Below are 18,270 nucleotides of genomic sequence, written 5' to 3' on the forward strand. Positions count from 1 at the left end.
TTCGACATTACGGATTCCTCCTCACGCACTGAGGGGTCCCCTTGCCGTAGACGCCTGCCGTCAAAGTCAAGCCGGCGTCGCCGGACGGCAAAATCCCGCGGTACGGGGCTGGGCCGCCGATCGGCCGGCGCCGCGCGACTCCCCCGACCCCACGGCGGACGGCTCAGCGCAGGGCGGCGATCGCCTCCGCGACAGGCGTGTCGCCCGAGACCAGCTCCAGCGTCCGGTGGATCGCGGCCCGTTCCCGCAGCAGCCCGGCCAGCACCGCCGCCACGTCGTCGCGGGGCACCGTGCCGCGCGGCACCTCGGGCTCCAGCCGGACCCGCCCCGTGCCCGGGTCGTCGGTCAGACCGCCCGGCCGGACGATCGTCCAGTCGAGGTCACGGCCGCGCAGGTCCACCTCGGCCTGGGTCTTCGCGGTGATGTACGCGGCCCACACCTCGTCGCGGCCCGCCGCCGGCGGCCGGCCCGCGCCCATGGAGGAGATCTGCACGAAGCGGCGCACCCCCGCCCGCTCGGCCGCGTCGGCCAGCAGCGCGGACGCGGCCCGGTCGACGGTGTCCTTGCGCGCCACCCCGCTGCCCGGCCCGGCCCCGGCGGCGAACACGGCCGCGTCGGCCCCGTCGAGCACGGCGGCCAGCTCCTCGGCGGAGGCGCGTTCGAGGTCGCACACCACGGCGCGGGCCCCGGCGGCCTCGACGTCGGACACGTGCGCCGGGTTGCGCACCAGGCCGACGGCGGCGCTGCCGAGCAGCCGCTCCAGCCGCAGCGCGATCTTCCCGTGACCGCCCGCGATGATGATCCTCATGCGCACATGGTGTCATGGAGCCATGACCGACTTCCCGCAGGCCCCCACCCCGGCGTTCCTGTTCGACCTGGACGGCACCCTCATCGACAGCGTGTACCAGCACGTCATCGCCTGGCGGCAGGCGCTGTCCGGCATGGGCATCGACCTGTCGGTGTGGCGGATCCACCGGCGCATCGGGATGAGCGGCGGACTGTTCGTGAGCGCGCTGCTGCGCGAGACCGGGCTGAAGCTCACCCAGGAGCAGATCGACGAGCTGCAGAACACCCACGCCGACGCCTACACCGAGCAGGTCCACTCGGTCCGCCCGCTGCCCGGCGCGGCCGAGCTGTTGGCCGAGCTGTCGTCGCGGGGCGTGCCGTGGGCGATCGCCACCAGCGGGTACGCCCGCACGGCGCGGCTGGCCCTGGGCATGCTCGGCCTGCCTGAGGACACCCCCATGGTCACCCGCGACCTCGTGCGCCGCGCCAAGCCGGACCCCGACCTGTTCCTGGCGGGAGCGGCGCTGGTCGGCGTGGATCCCGCGCATGCGATGGTGGTGGGAGACAGCGTCTGGGACCTGCTCGCCGCCCGCCGGGCGGGCGCGCTCGGCATCGGGCTGCTGTCGGGCGGTTACGGCCGGGACGAACTCGAACGGGCGGGCGCCTTCCGCGTGTACGCCGATCCGGCGGACATGCTGGGCCGGCTGGACGAGCTCGGCGTGCGCGGCACCGAGTGACCGCGACGATGATCCACGAGGCGGGAATATCCGGCCGAACTCGCGCGGCTTGATCGTGCGTATCCCTGATAGAGGAGCTGAAATGGACTTGGCAGACATCGGCGTCACCGGTCTGGCGACCATGGGACGCAACCTGGCCCGCAACCTGGCCAGGCACGGCTACGCGGTCGCCGTGCACAACCGTTCCGCGAGCCGTACCCGCGACCTCGTCAAGGAGTTCGGCGGCGAGGGCACGTTCGTCGCCTCCGAGGAGCTCGCGGACTTCGTGGCCTCGCTGAAGCGGCCCCGGCGGGCGATCATCATGGTGAAGGCCGGCGCGGGCACCGACGCGGTGATCGACCAGCTCGCGGAGCTGATGGAGCCCGGCGACATGATCGTCGACGGCGGCAACGCGCACTTCGCCGACACCCGGCGGCGCGAGGCGGCGCTGCGCGAGAAGGGCATCCACTTCGTCGGCACCGGCATCTCCGGCGGCGAGGAGGGCGCGCTGAACGGGCCGAGCATCATGCCCGGCGGCTCCAAGGAGTCGTGGGAGGCGCTCGGGCCGATCCTGCAGGACATCTCGGCCAAGGTCGACGGCGTGCCGTGCGCGGTGCACGTGGGCCCCGACGGCGCCGGGCACTTCGTCAAGATGGTGCACAACGGCATCGAGTACTCCGACATGCAGCTCATCGCCGAGTCGTACGACCTGCTGCGGCAGGCGCTCGGCGCGACCCCGGCGGAGCTGGCCGAGGTGTTCCGCGAGTGGAACCAGGGCGACCTCGGCTCGTACCTCATCGAGATCACCGCTGAGGTGCTGGACCAGGTCGACGCGGCCACCGGCAAGCCGTTCGTGGACGTGGTGGTCGACCAGGCCGAGCAGAAGGGCACCGGCCGCTGGACCGTGCAGAGCGCGCTCGACCTGGGTGTGCCGGTCACCGGCATCGCCGAGGCGGTCTTCGCCCGCGCGCTGTCCGGCCACCCCGAGCAGCGCGCCGCCGCCGCGGGCCTGGAGGGGCCGAAGCTGTCGGGCGTGGGCGGGCGCGAGCTGATCGAGGACGTGCGGCAGGCGCTGTACGCGTCCAAGATCGTCGCGTACGCGCAGGGCTTCGACCAGATGGCCGCCGCCTCCAAGGAGTACGGCTGGGACCTCGACCTGGGCGCGATGGCCACCATCTGGCGGGGCGGGTGCATCATCCGCGCCAAGTTCCTCGACCGGATCCGCGCCGCGTACGACGCCGACCCGGCGCTGCCGACGCTGCTCGCGGACCCGACGTTCGCGGCGGCGCTCAACGTGGCGCAGGGCGCGTGGCGGCGGGTCGTCACCACGGCCGTGCAGATCGGGGTGCCGACGCCGGGCTTCTCGTCGGCGCTGGCCTACTACGACGGGCTGCGCCGCGACCGGCTGCCGGCGGCGCTGGTGCAGGGGCTGCGCGACTTCTTCGGCGCGCACACCTACCTCCGGGTGGACCGTGAGGGGGCCTTCCACACGGACTGGTCGGGCGACCGGTCGGAGCACTCGGCCTGACGGTCCGTCCGCCTGACCGCCCTTGGCGATCCGGTCGTGGTCGTCCCGGCGGTTTCGTCCTCCCCGACGGTCCGGCCGTCCCTGCGGGTCCGGCCCTCCCCGCCGGTCCGTATGTCTCCGCCGGTCCGGCCCTCCCCGCCGGTCGGTCGTCCCCGCCCGTCTGATTGTCCCGGCGGTCTGGTCGTCCCGGCGGGCCGGTCGTCCCGCCGGTCCGGCGGGGGGGTGGGTCCCGGGCGGCGGGCCTGGCGGGGCACCGGCCGCCCGGGCGGTGACGCGGCGGGAGGCGCCTGAACCGCCCGGACTGCGCGGACCGCCCAGCCGGGCGTCTCCCGCACGCGTTCGTGCCGTACGGGGCGCCTGTGTGGGCTCGTCAGGCGGCCGAGACGCAGAACGGGTGGCCCTCGGGGTCGGTGAACACGGTCCAGGAGTCCTCACCCGGCTGGAACTCCGGCATGACCGCGCCGAGGGCGACCAGCTCGCGGCGGGCCACCTCGAGGTCGGGCACCTGGAAGTCGAGGTGGAGGTGCTTCTCGCCGCCCGGCCAGCCGGGACCGCCGGGGTAGCCGTCCACCCGCTGGAAGGCGAGCGTGACGGGTCCCCCCTCGACGGTGGCGTAGTCGGCGTCCCCCTCGCCGGCCCGCCAGCCGGTGGCCTTGGCGTAGAAGGCGGCGAGCGCGACCGGGTCGGCGCAGTCGAAGATGATCGTGGAGAGTGTCGTCATGCGGTCCAGCCTGGTCGGCATGGGGACGTCGGTCTTGAACATCCTTGCGCCCCGGCCGGGCTTCTGCACCCCGCGCTCACAGGGCGGGGCCGCCTCTCCCGGCCTCCGGCTCTGGCCCGGACCCACGGGGCAGAGCCACCCTCCCCTTTCTCCCGCCCGAGGCCCACGGGGCAGAGCCGCCGTCCCCTTCTCACCCCCACACCTGGCGGGCCTACCTCCGACGCCCGCCAGGCGGTGTCACCACTCCTGACCACGCGCCCGGCAGAGCCCCGGAGGCTCGCTCGCGCGACGGCCCGCTGACGCGACGCCCCCGGGTGGCGTGCCGCCTAGCGCCCCGAAGGCCCGGCGATGTGCCGGCGTGATGGCGTGGCGACCCCGACGACCCGGCGGCGTGGCAGCCCAGCGTCCCAGTGGCCCGGCCGCCTGACGCCCAGACGACGTGGCGACGTGGCGACGTGGCGACGTGGCGACGTGGCGACGTGGCGACGTGACAGCGTGGCGGCCCCACGACCCGGTGGCACGACGGCACGACGGCACGGCGGCACGGCGGCCCAGTGGCGTGGTGACACGGCGGCCCGGTGGTGGTGGGGTGGCGGAATTGTCGTAGGTGCCGGGTAGGGTGCGCCACGTGCGTTCTGGTGTGCGGCTCGCGAGCGGGCCGGGGTTCGTGGTCCACGCGGTGACCTGCGTCGACGACCATCGGGGGTGGTCGCCGGTCGAGGTGGGGTCCGCGCACCAGCTCGTGCTGGTGCGGCGGGGCCGGTTCCGGCGGATGGCCGACGGCCGCGGCGCGGTGGTGGACCCGGCGATGGCCTACCTGTCGCTGCCCGGCCAGGAGGAGCGGTTCGCGCACCCGGCGGGCGGCGACGTGTGCACCGTGCTGCGCCTGACGCCCCGCCTGTGGGACATCCTCGCGGGCGGACGGGGACGTCCGGCGCGCTCGACGCTCTACGTGGACGCCCGGCTCGACCTGGCCCACCGTCGGCTGCTGGCGGCGACGGGGAGCGGCGACCCCGCGTACGAGCTGACCGAGGCCCTGCTCCCCCTGCTGGCCACCGCCCTCGACCGCGCGGCCCCTCCCCCGTCCGTCAGCGGGGGTTCCCGCCGGACGGGGCCGACTGCGGGCACGCTGGTGGACGCGGCGCGGGAGGCCATCGCCTCCGGTCACGAGGCGGCGGGCGGGCTGGTCACGCTGGCCGAGCTGCTGTCCGTGTCGCCGTACCGGCTGAGCAGGGCGTTCACCAGCGAGCTGGGCGTGTCGCTCACCCACTACCGCAACCGGGTACGGGTCGGCAGGGCGCTCGACCGGCTGGAGGCCGGGGAGGAGAGCCTGGCGCGGCTCGCGGCCGACCTCGGCTTCGCCGACCAGGCGCACCTGACCCGCACGATCCGCCACCACTGCGGCCACACTCCGGCGGTCCTGCGCCGCCTGCTGAGCCGCGCGGGCGTGGGGCCCCGCACACCGCCGGAGGCCGGATCGGCATGATCCCGGCCGCGCCGGTCCGCCAGGTCGGGCCAGGGTGCGGTGCCGGCGACCGTCGGTTCACCCGCGACCTGCACGATCTGGTGAGGCACCGGCCGGCGGCCCCTGCACGACCTGATGAGGCACCGGCCGGCGGCCCTGGTGCTGAAGGCGCAGCTCGTGGAGCGGCTGGTGCTGAAGGCGCAGCTCGTGGAGCGGCTGGTGCGGGAGGGCGATCCCAAGGCGGAGGCTGCCGGGGTGACCGCACCACCAGGGGCGCCGCAGCCGTCAGCGTTCCCGCCACCAGGCGGCGGAGTCGGGGGCGAGACGGGCCACCCCGTCGCTGACCACGAGGGGCGCACTGGCCAGCAGGAGTTCGCCGTCGACCGCCGGCTCCAGCGGCCGGTCGCTCATGTTGACGGTGCAGACGAAACCGTCGCCACGGGCGAAGGCCAGGCTTCCCTCGGGGGAGTCCAGCCAGGTGAGGGAGCCGTCACCGAGGCCGGGGAGCTCGCGGCGGAGGCGCAGCGCCGCCCGGTACAGGTGCAGCGCCGACCCGGGGTCCTGCTCCTGTGCCTCCACGCTGAGGTCGCCCCAGGAGTCCGGCATGGGCAGCCAGGAGGCGTCGGCACCGGGCGGGGCGAAGCCGAAGGGCCTGGCCTTCGTCCAGGGAAGCGGCACCCGGCAGCCGTCGCGGCCGCTGTCCGGGTCGCGCAGCCGCTGTGGGTCCTGCAGGTACTCCTCCGGCAGGTCGAGCACCTCCGGCAGCCCCAGTTCCTCGCCCTGGTAGACGTACGCCGAACCGGGCAGCGCCAGGGTGAGCAGCGCCGCCGCGCGAGCGCGGCGGGCGCCGGCCTCGCCACCGCCGTACCGGGTGACGTGCCTCTTCACGTCGTGGTTGGACAGCACCCAGGTGGAGGGCGCGCCCACGAGTCCGGCCGTGTGCAGCGACTTCCGGATCACCTCCTTGAACGTTTCGGCGTCCCAGGGGGCGAACAGGAAGTGGAAGTTGAACGCCTGGTGCAGCTCGTCCGGCCGGACGTAGTCGGCCAGCCGCTCCGGCGAGGGCGCCCACGCCTCCGCCACCCCGATCCGCTCCCCCGCGTAGGAGTCGAGGATCCGGCGCCAGGCCCGGTGGATCTCGTGCACGCCGTCCTGGTCGAAGAACGGCACCACCTCCGACCCGATCATGCGCACCTGGTCGGGACGGCCGACGTCGGGCAGGCCCGGCGCCTTGATCATGCCGTGCGCCACGTCGATCCGGAAGCCGTCCACCCCGAGGTCCAGCCAGAACCGCAGGATGTCGGCGAACTCCTCGCGCACCGGTGGGTGCTCCCAGTTCAGGTCCGGCTGCTCGGGCGCGAACAGGTGCAGGTACCACTGCCCGTCCGGCAGCCGGGTCCACGCCGGTCCGCCGAAGATCGACTGCCAGTCGTTGGGCGGCAGCTCCCCCTGGGCGCCCCTGCCGTCGCGGAAGATGTAGTACTCCCGCTCCGGGCTGCCCGGGGCGGCCCGCAGCGCGGCCTGGAACCAGGGGTGCCGGTCGGAGGTGTGGTTCGGCACCACGTCCACGATGATCCTGAGCCCGTGCCGGTGGGCGTCGTGGATCAGCTCCTTGGCGTCGGCCAGCGAGCCGAAGACGGGGTCCACGTCGCGATAATCGGCGACGTCGTAGCCGAAGTCGGCCATCGGGGACGGGTAGAACGGTGTCAGCCAGACGGCGTCCACGCCGAGGCCGGACAGGTACCGCAGGCGGCTGCGCACGCCGAGCAGGTCGCCGATCCCGTCGCCGTTGCCGTCGGCGAAGCTGCGGACGTACACCTGGTAGATCACCGCGTCCCGCCACCACCGGGTCGCGACTCGCGTGGCGATGGCGTTCTCCATGAGTTCGGTCACTGCTTTTTCCCGATCGTCGTGAGTGAGGAGGACATGTCATGAGGTACGGGTGAGGGTGGCCGGCGAGCCGTCACATCTTGGTGGCGCCGCTGGTCAGACCGGCCACGAGATGGCGTTGCACGAGCAGGAAGACGATCGCGGCGGGGATGGCGATCAGCACGGCCGAGGCGGTGAGCAGCCCCCAGTCGGACCAGTGCTGACCGACGAACTGCTGAAGCCCGACCGCGAGCGTGCGCTTCTCCTCCTGGGACATGAACACCGACGCGTAGGCGACCTCGCCCCACGCGGTCATGAAGCAGTAGAAGGCGGTCACCGCGACGCTGGGCCTGGCCAGCGGCAGCACGATCCTCCAGAACGTGCCGAACGGGGTCAGCCCGTCGACCAGCCCCGCCTGGTCGATCTCCCGCGGGATGGTGTCGAAGTAGCTCTTCATCATCCAGGCGCAGAACGGCACGGCCACGGTGAGATAGGCGACGACCAGCCCGGCGATCTGGTTGAGCAGCCCGAGACCGGCCATGAGGTTGTACAGCGGCACGATGAGGATCGCCACCGGGAACATCTGGGTGATCAGCAGCAGCCACATGACGCCCCGATGGCCGGGGAAGCGGAACCTGCTGATGGCGTAGCCGGTGGTCGCGGCCACGAACACGCCGACGATCATGGTCAGCGCGGCGGCGAGGACGGAGTTGAGCAGCCAGGTGGGAAACGCCGTCTCGGTCAGCACCCGCGTGTAGTTCGTCAGTGACGGCTGGTTGAAGATCTCCAGCTCGGACGACAGCCAGCCGTCGCGCGGCTTCAACGACGTCAGCAGCAGCCAGAGCACCGGGAACAGCGAGATGGCGGTGGCGAGCAGAAGCGTCCCGTGCAGGAGGACCGAACCGGCCAGGCTTCGCCGGTGACGGCCGTGCGTCCTGGCGCCCGTGGTGATGTCGCTCACCAGACCTCCCCCTGCCTGCGCAGCGCTCTGCGGTACACCGAGGCGAGGACGACGAGCAGCGCCAGGATGATCACACCCCAGGCCGCCGAACCGGAGTAGTTCCGCACGCCGGTGAACGCCTCGCGGAAGGCGTAGGTCACCAGGATCTCCGTGGAGTCGCCGGGCCCGCCCCTGGTGATCAGATAGATCATCGGGAACATGTTGAACGTCCACATCGTGCCGAGGAGCACCACGGTGCTCGACACCGGGCGCAGCCCGGGAAGCGTGATGTGCCGGAAGCGCTGCCAGGCCGTGGCGCCGTCCACCTCGGCCGCCTCGTACAGCTCAGCCGGGATCGCCTGGAGGCCGCCGAGCAGGGCCACCATCATGAACGGCACACCGATCCAGACGTTGACGGCGATGACCGCGATCTTCGCGGTGAACGGCTCGTCCAGCCAGCCCACCGCACCTAGCCCCGCGGCCTTCAGCATGGCGTTGATCACGCCGTAGTCGCTGTTGAACAGGTAGCGCCAGATGAAGGCGGCCACGAACCCCGGGATGGCCCAGGGCAGGATCAGCAGCACCCGGTAGACGGAGCGGAAGCGCAGCCTGCGGTGCAGCATCATCGCCAGGCCGAGCCCGATCCCGTAGTGCAGGCCGATGCAGGCGACGGTCCACAGCACGGTCCAGGTCAGCCGCTCCCAGAACAGGCCGCTGGTCAGGATGTCGACGTAGTTGCCGAGGCCGACGAACTCGTAGGTGGAGGGGATGACGTTGACGCCGATGGTGCGGCCCACGTTGGCCTCGGTGGCGTCGGTCAGGGACAGGTGGACGCCGCGGGCGAGTGGCCAGCCGACCAGGACGCCGACGACAATCACCACGGGAGCCGTCATCGCCCACGCGTACCAGTGCCGGGACAGGGCGCGCCGGACCGGACCGGGCCGCTCGCGGTCACCGCGGGCGCTGTCGCCGCCCGCGGCCCTGCCCCTGGAGGTGCGGGACGCACGCCCAGTCGTGATCGCCACAGGTCAGCTCCAGTCCTTCATGATGCTGTGGTACTTCGCGTCGACCTGCTTGAGCGCGTCCTGCGGCGTGGCGCCGCCGAGCAGCGCCTGGTAGCCCTCGAGCAGCGGCTGGAACAGCTGACCCCCTTCGGGGATCCACGGGCGGGGGACGGCCGTGTCCAGGATCGGCTTGAAGATCGCCACGTCCTGGCGGCCCTTGACCTTCGGGTCGTCGAAGCTGGAGGCCCGGGTCGGGAGCAGGCCCAGGTCGCTGGAGACGGTGGCCTGCGCGTCCGCCGAGCTCATGAAGCGCAGGAACTCGTAGGAGGCGTCGAGGTTCTTGGAGCCGGCGTACACGGCGAGGTTCCACCCGCCGGTCGGCGCTCCCGCCTTCACCGAACCGGCCGGGACGGGCGCGATGCCGAGGTTGGCCTTGTCCTTGAACTCCTTGCCCTGGTAGATCTCCGACAGCGCCCACGGGCCGTTGTAGATCATGGCGGCCTTGCCGTCCTTCAGGGCGGTCATGGCGTTGGCGTAGCTGTCCTGGAGCGCGGGCTTGGGCGCGGCTCCTGACGTCACCAGGTCGGCCACCTCCGTCAGGGCCTTCGCGTTCGCCGGTGAGTTGACGACGATCTTCTTGGTCATCACGTCCAGCAGGTCGCCGCCCTCGCCGTACAGGAAGGGCAGCAGGAAGTAGGAGTCCACATTGAGCGCCAGGCCGTTGACGCCTGTCCTGGCCTTGACGTCGAGGGCGACCTTCTTGAGCTCCTCCAGGGTCTTGGGCGCCTGGTCGTAGCCCGCCTTCTTGAGGAGCTTCCTGTTGTAGATCAGCGCCAGGGTGTCGGTCACCTGCGGCACGGCGTACGTCCTGCCCTGGTACTTGGTGCTGCTCAGCGGCCCCGCCAGGTAGTCGCTCTCGTCGTCCACGGCGCGCGTCCCGGCGAGCGGCTGGAGATAGCCGAGCGAGGCGAACTGCGAGGTCCAGGCGACCTCCGAGCGGATGACGTCCGGTGCGCCGCTCCCCGCCTGGGCGGCGGTCTGGAACTGGTTCTGCGCCTGGTCGGACGGCACGTTGACGTACTTGACCTTAATCTTGGGGTGTTCGGCCTCGAACTGCTTGATGAGCTTCTGGAAGGTCGGTCCCTCGCTGTCGGGCCTCGTGGTGTCCCACCAGGTGATCTCACCGGCGATCTGGGCCGGATCGGCGGGGGCGGGCTTCGCGGTCCCGGTCGACGCGCCGCCGCCGCACGCGGAGGCCGCCACAGCGAGAGCGGCGACGACGGTCACGGTCGAGATGGCTCGCCGCATATCTGTCTCCTCATCGGACGTTCAGGGGGTGGGTGGGCCGGCGAGGAGGACGTTACGCGGCTGCAAGAATCTATGAAAGCTCTTGCAAAACTATGGCGGTCATTTCGTTATATTCGCACGCAGAGCGATCGATTCCCTACGCTTCGTGAGCACTGCGTCCGACAATACGGACGAAACGGGCTGTGATCGATGGGTTCTTGCTATCAAGGCCCCAAGGAGGTGTGGAATCTTGCAGCAAGGCATTGCCCATCGGGTGGCCGCTGAGCAACTTCCAGGCAACCCCTCCGCACGGCTCAGCCTCCGACGGCCCCACCCCCGGCCCGGCCGGGTAGGCCATGATCGACGGCTGCCACGCCGCGGGCATGAACGTGCAGGTCTGAGGGCGTCACGAGGCCGGCGGGTTCCCGCCGCCGGCCTTAACGGCTATCCCGCGGCGGACAGGTCCGCGGGCACGGGCGCCGTGGAGCGGCGGACGACGAGTTCCGGCCGGTGGAGCAGTTCGGTGCGCGGGGCCGGGATCCCGCGGATCTCGTCAAGGAGGCTGGCCACGGCCGCCAGTCCCATGTCGCGGACCGGCTGGCGGACCGTGGTGAGCGGCGGGTCGAGGTACGCCGTCATCGGTGAGTCGTCGAAGCCGACCACCGACACGTCCTCCGGCACGCGCAGCCCGACCTGGCGCACCCCACGGATCGCGCCGATCGCCATGATGTCGCTGCCGCAGCAGATCGCCGTGCAGTCACGGTCGAGAAGCTGCTGAGCGGCCGACTGCCCGCCCTCCACCGTGTAGAGCGTGTTGACGACCAGGTGCTCGATGTCGGTGATGCCCGCGTACCGCGCCAGCGCGCGCCGGAAGCCCTCGGTCTTGCGGATCGTGGGGGTGAAGCGCTCCTGGCCGACGGCGAGGCCGATGCGCCGGTGGCCGAGGGAGACCAGATGGCTGACGGCCATGTCGAGGCCGGCGGCGTCGTCGTTGGAGATGTAGTGGGCGTCGATGTCGGACCGGTAGCCGTTGATCAGCACCATGGGCAGGCCCAGCTCGTTCAGCCGGGCGTAGCGGGCGGGGTCGGAACGCGAGTCGGCGTGCAGCCCGTTGACGAAGATGATGCCCGCGACGCCCCGCTCCAGAAGCAGGTTGGTGTAGTCGTCCTCGGTGATGCCTCCGGGCGTCTGCGTGCACAGGACCGCCGTGTAGCCCGACGGCACCAGCGCACTCTCGATCACCTGGGCGAAGGCGGGGAAGATGGGGTTGGTCAGCTCGGGAAGGATCATGCCGATCAGGCCGGCGCTCTGCTGCCGCAGCTTGGGCGGGCGCTCGAACCCCAGGACGTCGAGAGCCGTGAGAACCGCCTGCCGGGTGTTCGAAGCCACCCCCGGCTTGCCGTTCAGCACTCGGCTCACAGTCGCCTCGCTCACGCCCGCTTGGGCGGCGACGTCGGCGAGGCGCATTGTCATAGTGGCTAATTTACCTTTCCCTGCCCATACGCCCAGTTCTTGTCCGTGGACGACCTCGGCATCAGGCCGCGCTCTAGCGTATCCAGCGAGCACAGCTCTTTCAGCACTTGCAGGCACTGGCGACCCCGCCTCAGCGCCATGACCCGTCGAGATCCGGTGAGCATCTTGCAGAATCTTCCGATCTCTTGCAAGGAGCTGCTCATCGGGAGTCGGGCGTACGCTCCGCCGGGCCCGTCCCGGCGATCCCGGTCGTCCTCGGGAGCCCGGCGATCTAGGATGCTCACGTGTTCGGACAAGGTGAAGACCCGCGGCCGGCGCGCGGCGCGGTGCGTGAGGTCCACTCGCTCGCCCAGGCCGCCACGCTGGCCTACTCCCCCGACCTCGACGGCCTGGCCGACCCCGGTGAGATCGTCTGGGCGTGGGTGCCGTACGAGGAGGACCCGTCGCGCGGCAAGGACCGTCCGCTGCTGGTCGTCGGTCGCACCGGTCGCAGGCTGCTCGGCGTCATGCTGTCCAGCAGGGGCGACGACGGCCCCGAGTGGCTGGAGATCGGCGCGTGGGGCCGCGACGGCAAGGTCTCGCACGTACGGCTGGACCGGGTGTTCGAGCTGGACGAGGACGACATCCGGCGCGAGGGCGCGGTGCTGGACGTCGACCGGTTCACGCGGGTCGCGGCCCGGCTGATGAAGCTGTACGGCTGGCAGGCGGGCTGAACCGCGGAGGGCGCGCGGCCCGCGACCGGCCGGGGGCTGTAGGGTCCGGCGGGTGAGGACACGGCACATCGCGTTCGAGCGACTGCACAACTTCCGGGACCTGGGCGGCTACCGCGCGCGCGACGGGCGCTCGACGCGCTGGGGGCGGCTCTACCGCTCCGACTCGTTGTCGAAGCTGCGGGACGCGGACCGGGACCGGTTCGTGAGGCTGGGCGTGCGCACGGTCATCGACCTGCGCTACCCGTGGGAGATCGCGGCCAAGGGGCGGGTGCCGCACCTCGACGGGCTCGCGTACCACAACCTCAGCATCGAGCACCGCCCGTACGACCAGGCGGCGCTCACCCCCGACGTCGACACGGCGCGCTACCTCGCCGACCGGTACGCCGAGGTGGCCCACGACGGCGCGAAGGAGCTGCGGAGGGCGCTGGAGGTCATCGCCTCGGACGCCGGCGCGCCGCTGGTGTTCCACTGCGCGTCCGGCAAGGACCGCACCGGCCTGCTGGCCGCGCTCGTGCTGACGCTGGTGGGCGTGGACGAGGAGGCCGTCGTCGCCGACTTCGCCCTCACCGACCTGGCGGCCGACCGGCTGGTCGCCGACTGGCGCGCCGCGCACCCGGACCGCACCCTGCTGTGGCCGGGGTACGGGCGGGCGCCGGCGGACATCATGAGGTTCTTCCTGGCGGACCTGGCCGCCGCCCACGGCTCGGTGGAGCGGTACGTCGCGGAGCACCTGGGCGTGGACGGCGACGTCGTCGAGGCGCTACGGGAGCGTCTGCTGGAGCCGTGAGGCGTCCCGCGACGTGGGGCCCCGGCCGGTGACGTGGGCGAGCGCCGCGACGGCGAGCGCGACCGCCACCAGCGAGGCGCTCACCCAGACCGGCGAGCGGTAACCGAACCCGGCGCCGATCGTGATCCCGCCGAGCCAGGGGCCGGCGGCGGCGCCGACGTTGAACGCGGCCGTGGCGAAGCTCCCGGCCAGCGTGGGCGCCAGCGTCGCCGCGTACAGGACCTGGGACACCAGCGTCGAGCCGACGGCGAACGACAAAGCGCCCTGCGTGAAGACCAGCACCGACACGGCCACCGGCGAGCCCGCGACCGTAGCCAGGACCGCCCACCCGGCCGCCAGCGTCACGCCGCCGGCGCTCAGGAGGAGACGGGACCGGGTGTCGGCCAGCCGCCCGGCGGCGCTCACCCCGGCGAACGAGCCGAGCCCGAACAGCACCAGCAGCCCGGGCACCCATCCCGGAGCGATCCCGGCGGCCGAGGTGGCCAGCGGGGCCAGGTAGGTGAACGTGCAGAAGGTCGCGCCGTTGACCAGCGCGGCGAGCAGCAGCAGCACCAGGAGCCGGGGGTCGCGCAGAGCCCTCGCCTCACGCCGGGCGCCGCCGTCCCCGGTGCCGGCCGGCGCGGCCGGGACGGAGCGCAGGACCGCCGCGACGGCGGGCACCGACAGCAGGGCGACGGCCCAGAACGCCGACCGCCATCCCCACAGGTTGCCGAGCACCGCACCGGCCGGGACGCCGGCGACACAGGCCAGGGTGACGCCGCCGAGCAGGATGGACGTGGCCCGTCCCGTGGCCCGCGGCGGCGCCATCGCGGCGGCGGTGGCCACGGCGACCGCGAGGAACCCGGCGTCGGCCACGGCCGCCGCGAACCGGGTGGCCAGCAGCACCTCGAAGCTCGTGGTGACCGCGCCGAGGGCGTGCAGGAGCAGGAACGAGACCAGGAACGCCAGCAGGGCCCGGCGGCGTGGCCAGCGCATGCTGAGCGCGGCCGTCAGTGGCGCTCCGACGACCATCCCGGCGGCGAACGCCGAGGTGAGCGCTCCGGCCGCCGGGACGGAGACGCGCAGGTCGGAGGCGATGTCCGGGATGAGGCCGGACAGCATGAACTCGGACGTTCCCATGGCGAACACGGCCAGTCCGAGGAGGTACAGGGCGAAGGGCACGGTGAGGCTCCGCAACGATGTCGTGGATCGGATCGTCGGACGAACGGATGCGGGGTCGCCTGCCGTGCTCGCCCTCCCCCCTCCCCGGCATCAAGACATCGAGGCATCGAGGCATCGAGGCATCGAGGAGCCGACGCGTCACGCGTCAGGGCGTCATCGCGTCAGGGTGTCGGAGAGGAGTCGGCGCGCCGGCGCGCCGGATCCCGGCCACGGTCACCGAGGTGACGTGGCGGCGGTCCAGGCGGACGCGGCCCCGCGCGTGCGGCGGTCCGATGGCGGCGACGGACGCGCGCCCGAGCGCCCTCCGGCCGTCAACGGCGACGGGAGGCAAGCGGGGCGACGTCGGAGGAGGCCACCGGACGGCCGGTGGCTAACGTCTTGACGCCTCGGGGCTGGACATGGGCCCTCACCCTAGTCACCCCTCCCGATCATGTCCAAACATTTCCGCCACGGCCGCCGGTGAGGAGCCCGCACCCGGCTGGAATCATGGCGGCATGCGGGTCACAGTGATCGGAAGCGGGATCGTCGGGGCAAGCGCCGCGTACCACCTGAGCAGCCGCGGAGCGGACGTCGTGGTGGTGGACGCGGACCTGGAGGGGCAGGCCACGGCGGCCGGGGCGGGAATCGTGTGCCCGTGGGTGGACCATCCCGAGGACGACGCCTGGTACGCCCTGGCCCGCTCGGGCGCGCGGCACTACCCGGAACTGGTGGAGGCGCTGGGCGAGGACCTCGGGTACGAGCGGGTGGGGGCGCTGCTGGTCGCCGGGGACCCGGCGGAGCTGGAGCCGGTGCGGGCGCTGCTGGCGCGGCGGCACGCCGAGGCGCCCGAGATGGGCGAGGTGACCGTGGTCCCGGACCCGGCGCGGTTGTTCCCGCCGCTGGCGGAAGGGCTGACCGCGATCCACGTGCCGGGGGCGGCGCGGGTGGACGGCCGCGCCGTCCGTGACGCGCTGCTGCGCGCGGCGGTGCGGCAGGGGGCCGCGCTGCGCACGGGCGTGGCGACGCTGACGGCCGGGGGCGAGGTGCTGCTGAGCGCCAGGGGCGAGGTACCGCTGAGCGCCGGGGACGAGGCGCTGCTGAGCGCCGGCGACGCGGCCGGCACGTCCGGCGCTCACCCCGCGCCGGGCGGGCCGGGGCGGGCGGACGTGGCCGGCGGTGACGGGTCGTGGCGGCAGGCGGCGCCCCTCTCCGGCGATGACACCGGGTCGCGGACGGGCGCGTGGGAGCGGGAGGCACGCGGGCCGGCTCCGGAAGACCCCGCCGGTGACGGCGCGCCCGCGGAGACGGTCGCGACAAGGGAGAGTCTCGCGACAAGGGAGACGGTCGCGACTAGGGAGACGATCGCGGCCGACATGGTGGTCGTGGCGGCCGGGGCGTGGAGCGGGGCCGTGTGCCGGCCGCTCGGCGTGGAGGTCCCCGTCTTCCCGCGCCGCGGCCAGATCGTGCACGCGGCCCTCGACGGGGTCGACACCGCCGGATGGCCGATCGTGCTGCCGCACGTCGGCCCGTACCTGCTCGGCTTCCCGGGCTCGCGGGTGGTCGTGGGGGCGACGGTCGAGGACGTGGGGTTCGTGCCGCGGGTCACGATGGGCGGGCTGGAGGAGGTGCTGCGCGCCGGGCTCCGCCTCGCCCCCGGGCTGGCCGGGGCCACGGTGACGGAGACCCGGGTGGGGCTGCGGCCCGTACGGGCGGGCGGGCCGCCCCTGCTGTGCCGCGTGGGCGAGCGGGTGGTGCTCGCCACGGGGCTGAGCGCGTACGGGCTGACGGCGGGGCCGTTCGCGGGGCTCCTCGCGGCGCGGCTCGCGCTCGGCGAGCCCTCGCCGCTGGACCTGGCGCCGTACCGCCTCCCCTCCTGACCCCCCGCCGCCCGGGACCGCCGCGGCCCCGCGGGGTCAGCCGCCGACCGGGAAGTTGGCGCGCAGGACGTCCTGCGGGTCGTGGCGGCGTTTGACGGCCCGCAGCCGGGCCAGCGCCTCCGGCGTGAAGGCGTCGGCCGCGCTCTCGCCGGGGTTGAGGAAGGTGTACGGCTTGCGTCCGCTGACCGGGAGGGCGCCGGCGATGTCGCGCTGCCGGGCCGTGACGGCCTCGGCCGTGGCCGGGTCGGCGGGGATCCCGAACAGGTACACCGCGTACGGCTCGGCCAGAGCGCCGTGCGGGCTGTCGGACGGGCGGGCCAGCGCGCCCCCCAGGTGCCGGATCTGCACGCTGAGCAGCGGCGCGATGGGGTCGGCCAGCAGCGCCTTGGCGGCCGTGTCGTCCAGCTCGGCCAGCAGCTCGGCGCGGGAGCAGCCCGGGCCGGGGTCGGTGGGCTCGGCGGTGATGGAGCCGAGCTCGGCGGGCGACATGACGCCCCGGCTGTCGGACAGCGGCGCGGCCAGGCGGTCCAGCGGGGCCAGCAGGTCGCGCGCCTCGTCGGGGCCGCCGAGGTACGTCGCGTCGACGGCGACCATGGGATCGGCGCCGGGGAAGTGGAGCAGGTCGAGCCAGACGGTCAGCTCGTCCGGGGCCGCGGCGGTGATCCGCCGGTAGGCGTCCATGACGGCGGGGGCGTGTTCGGCCGCCCACAGGACGCGCCCGCCGTACAGGCGCGGCGCGGGGCGCAGGGACAGCTCCAGCGCGGTGACGACCGCGAAGTCTCCTCCCCCGCCGCGCAGCGCCCAGAACAGGTCGGGGTCGGCGTCCGCGGTGACGCGCCGCGGCCGTCCGGCGGCGTCGACGACGTCGAACGCGGTCACGCTGTCGGCGACCCAGCCGAACGCGCGGCCGAACCAGCTCAGCCCGCCGCCGAGGGCGACGCCCGCGACGCTGACCACCGGCGAGCTGCCGGGCAGCCCGGTCAGGCCGTGCGGCGCCGCGGCGGCCTGCACCCGGCCCGAGGCCACGCCCGCGCCGACGCGGGCGCTCCGGGCCGCGGGGTCGATGTCGAGGGTGTCCAGCCGCCGGGTGCGCAGCAGGATCGCGCCCTCGGTACGGCCGCTCGCGCCGTGCCCGTTCGGCTGCGTCGCGACGCCCAGCCCGGCCTGACGGGCGTGGCGGACGAGGGCGGCGACGTCGTCGGCGTCGGCGGCCTCGACCACGGCGGCCACGGGCTGCTCGACGGCCAGGTTCCAGGGGCGGCGGGCGGCGTCGAACCCGGGGTCGCCGGGCAGCAGGACCTGGCCGCGGACGGCCGATCGCAAGGTCTCCATGAGGTTCCTCAGGTGTAGGTGGGGTCAGCCGAAGATGGCGACGGGGTCGCCGGTGTACCAGGCGTTGTCGATGGTCATGCGGCGGACGACCCAGCGTTCCCCGTCGCGGACCAGCTCGACGTCGTACGGGTTCTTGAGCAGGGCGAAGACACCGTGGTCGGCGGCTAGCAGGTGCTGGGCCTCCACCAGCGCGGTCAGGCGCGCCGTGTCGCCGTCCACCGTGACCCGCGGGTTGGTGACCTGGTGGGTGGTGTCCACCCGGCCGTCGAACAGGGCCAGGATCGTGGAGACGATCGCGTCCCGCCCTCTCATCAGGGGCGGCCGGCCGCCCCACTTCGCCGCCGCGGGACGGAAGTCCAGCTCGGCGTCGGCCGCGAAGGCCGAGGCGAACAGCTCCTTGTCCTTCAGGTCCTGGCCGAGGCCGAAGCGGTGGAGGGCGTCCACGATCTCGGCGCGGTCCCGCAGCTCCCGGACCGCGGCGTCCTGGTCATGGGCGGGCGCGGACAGCGCCTGTGCCGAGGTGACGTACATCGCATGCTCCCATGCGGGTCGGAGGGGTTTCGAGCGGTTCCACTCTCGACCGGGGCCGCGAGCCGATCAATGCGGCTCTGTGCAACGATTGTCAAGCGAGG

Annotated in this window: 16 protein-coding genes; 6 read left to right on the forward strand and 10 right to left on the reverse strand. The window is 73.2% G+C overall.

Annotation, left to right across the window (positions count from 1 at the left end; all coding sequences use genetic code 11):
* Window positions 1–163: 163 nt before the first annotated feature.
* Window positions 164–808: an NAD(P)H-binding protein gene (locus tag HT134_RS02195; protein ID WP_175598554.1), complete on the reverse strand. Its 645-nt coding sequence runs from the start codon at window positions 806–808 to the stop codon at window positions 164–166.
* Between the two features lie 22 nt (window positions 809–830).
* Between HT134_RS02195 and HT134_RS02200 the strand changes: the two genes are divergently transcribed.
* Both HT134_RS02200 and gnd read left to right on the forward strand, forming a co-directional pair.
* The gene (locus HT134_RS02200; RefSeq protein ID WP_175598555.1) at window positions 831–1,523 is read left to right on the forward strand and encodes an HAD family hydrolase; all 693 of its coding nucleotides are present in this window, start codon (window positions 831–833) and stop codon (window positions 1,521–1,523) included.
* Window positions 1,524–1,605: 82 nt separating this feature from the next.
* The gene (gnd, locus tag HT134_RS02205) at window positions 1,606–3,030 is read left to right on the forward strand and encodes an NADP-dependent phosphogluconate dehydrogenase (RefSeq protein WP_175598556.1); all 1,425 of its coding nucleotides are present in this window, start codon (window positions 1,606–1,608) and stop codon (window positions 3,028–3,030) included.
* A 370-nt stretch (window positions 3,031–3,400) separates the two neighbouring features.
* Here the strand turns inward: gnd and HT134_RS02210 are convergent, their stop codons facing one another.
* Window positions 3,401–3,751 carry a VOC family protein gene (locus HT134_RS02210; RefSeq protein WP_175598557.1) on the reverse strand — a complete coding sequence of 117 codons (351 nt, stop codon included), beginning with the start codon at window positions 3,749–3,751 and terminating at the stop codon, window positions 3,401–3,403.
* Between the two features lie 628 nt (window positions 3,752–4,379).
* On the opposite strand from HT134_RS02210, the gene HT134_RS02215 reads away from it, so the two are divergent.
* Window positions 4,380–5,237 (forward strand): AraC family transcriptional regulator, encoded by an 858-nt coding sequence (locus HT134_RS02215; RefSeq protein WP_175598558.1) that lies wholly within the window; start codon window positions 4,380–4,382, stop codon window positions 5,235–5,237.
* Window positions 5,238–5,501: 264 nt separating this feature from the next.
* On the opposite strand, the gene HT134_RS02220 is transcribed toward HT134_RS02215, so the two are convergent.
* The 5 genes from HT134_RS02220 to HT134_RS02240 form a co-directional block, all read right to left on the reverse strand.
* Window positions 5,502–7,097, reverse strand: a complete 1,596-nt coding sequence (locus HT134_RS02220; protein ID WP_175600057.1) for a glycoside hydrolase family 13 protein — start codon at window positions 7,095–7,097, stop codon at window positions 5,502–5,504.
* A gap of 82 nt (window positions 7,098–7,179) precedes the next feature.
* Window positions 7,180–8,046, reverse strand: coding sequence for a sugar ABC transporter permease (locus tag HT134_RS02225; protein ID WP_175598559.1), 867 nt, complete (start codon window positions 8,044–8,046; stop codon window positions 7,180–7,182).
* Window positions 8,043–9,050, reverse strand: a complete 1,008-nt coding sequence (locus HT134_RS02230; protein WP_175598560.1) for a carbohydrate ABC transporter permease — start codon at window positions 9,048–9,050, stop codon at window positions 8,043–8,045. Before HT134_RS02230 ends, HT134_RS02225 begins: the two co-directional genes overlap by 4 nt.
* A gap of 3 nt (window positions 9,051–9,053) precedes the next feature.
* Window positions 9,054–10,337 carry an extracellular solute-binding protein gene (locus tag HT134_RS02235; protein ID WP_175598561.1) on the reverse strand — a complete coding sequence of 428 codons (1,284 nt, stop codon included), beginning with the start codon at window positions 10,335–10,337 and terminating at the stop codon, window positions 9,054–9,056.
* A 423-nt stretch (window positions 10,338–10,760) separates the two neighbouring features.
* A complete protein-coding gene (locus tag HT134_RS02240) occupies window positions 10,761–11,789 on the reverse strand; it encodes a LacI family DNA-binding transcriptional regulator (RefSeq protein ID WP_175598562.1) in 1,029 nt (342 codons plus the stop codon).
* Window positions 11,790–12,073: 284 nt separating this feature from the next.
* Here HT134_RS02240 and HT134_RS02245 point away from each other — a divergent pair, with 284 nt between their 5' ends.
* Window positions 12,074–12,502: a type II toxin-antitoxin system PemK/MazF family toxin gene (locus tag HT134_RS02245; protein WP_175598563.1), complete on the forward strand. Its 429-nt coding sequence runs from the start codon at window positions 12,074–12,076 to the stop codon at window positions 12,500–12,502.
* A gap of 52 nt (window positions 12,503–12,554) precedes the next feature.
* Window positions 12,555–13,289, forward strand: coding sequence for a tyrosine-protein phosphatase (locus HT134_RS02250; RefSeq protein WP_175598564.1), 735 nt, complete (start codon window positions 12,555–12,557; stop codon window positions 13,287–13,289).
* Here the strand turns inward: HT134_RS02250 and HT134_RS02255 are convergent.
* Window positions 13,263–14,450: a Cmx/CmrA family chloramphenicol efflux MFS transporter gene (locus HT134_RS02255; protein ID WP_175598565.1), complete on the reverse strand. Its 1,188-nt coding sequence runs from the start codon at window positions 14,448–14,450 to the stop codon at window positions 13,263–13,265. The two genes, HT134_RS02250 and HT134_RS02255, sit on opposite strands and share 27 nt — an antisense overlap.
* A 494-nt stretch (window positions 14,451–14,944) precedes the next feature.
* Here HT134_RS02255 and HT134_RS02260 point away from each other — a divergent pair, with 494 nt between their 5' ends.
* Window positions 14,945–16,306 (forward strand): NAD(P)/FAD-dependent oxidoreductase, encoded by a 1,362-nt coding sequence (locus HT134_RS02260; protein ID WP_175598566.1) that lies wholly within the window; start codon window positions 14,945–14,947, stop codon window positions 16,304–16,306.
* A gap of 36 nt (window positions 16,307–16,342) precedes the next feature.
* Here HT134_RS02260 and HT134_RS02265 read toward each other — a convergent pair whose 3' ends face one another.
* Entirely contained in the window at window positions 16,343–17,638 is a 1,296-nt protein-coding gene (locus HT134_RS02265) for an FAD-binding oxidoreductase (RefSeq protein ID WP_175598567.1), read from the reverse strand.
* A 24-nt stretch (window positions 17,639–17,662) separates the two neighbouring features.
* Window positions 17,663–18,169 carry a nuclear transport factor 2 family protein gene (locus tag HT134_RS02270; RefSeq protein WP_175598568.1) on the reverse strand — a complete coding sequence of 169 codons (507 nt, stop codon included), beginning with the start codon at window positions 18,167–18,169 and terminating at the stop codon, window positions 17,663–17,665.
* Window positions 18,170–18,270 lie beyond the last annotated feature (101 nt).

Source organism: Nonomuraea rhodomycinica (genome assembly GCF_013363995.1).
Classification (GTDB): Bacteria; Actinomycetota; Actinomycetes; order Streptosporangiales; family Streptosporangiaceae; genus Nonomuraea; species Nonomuraea rhodomycinica.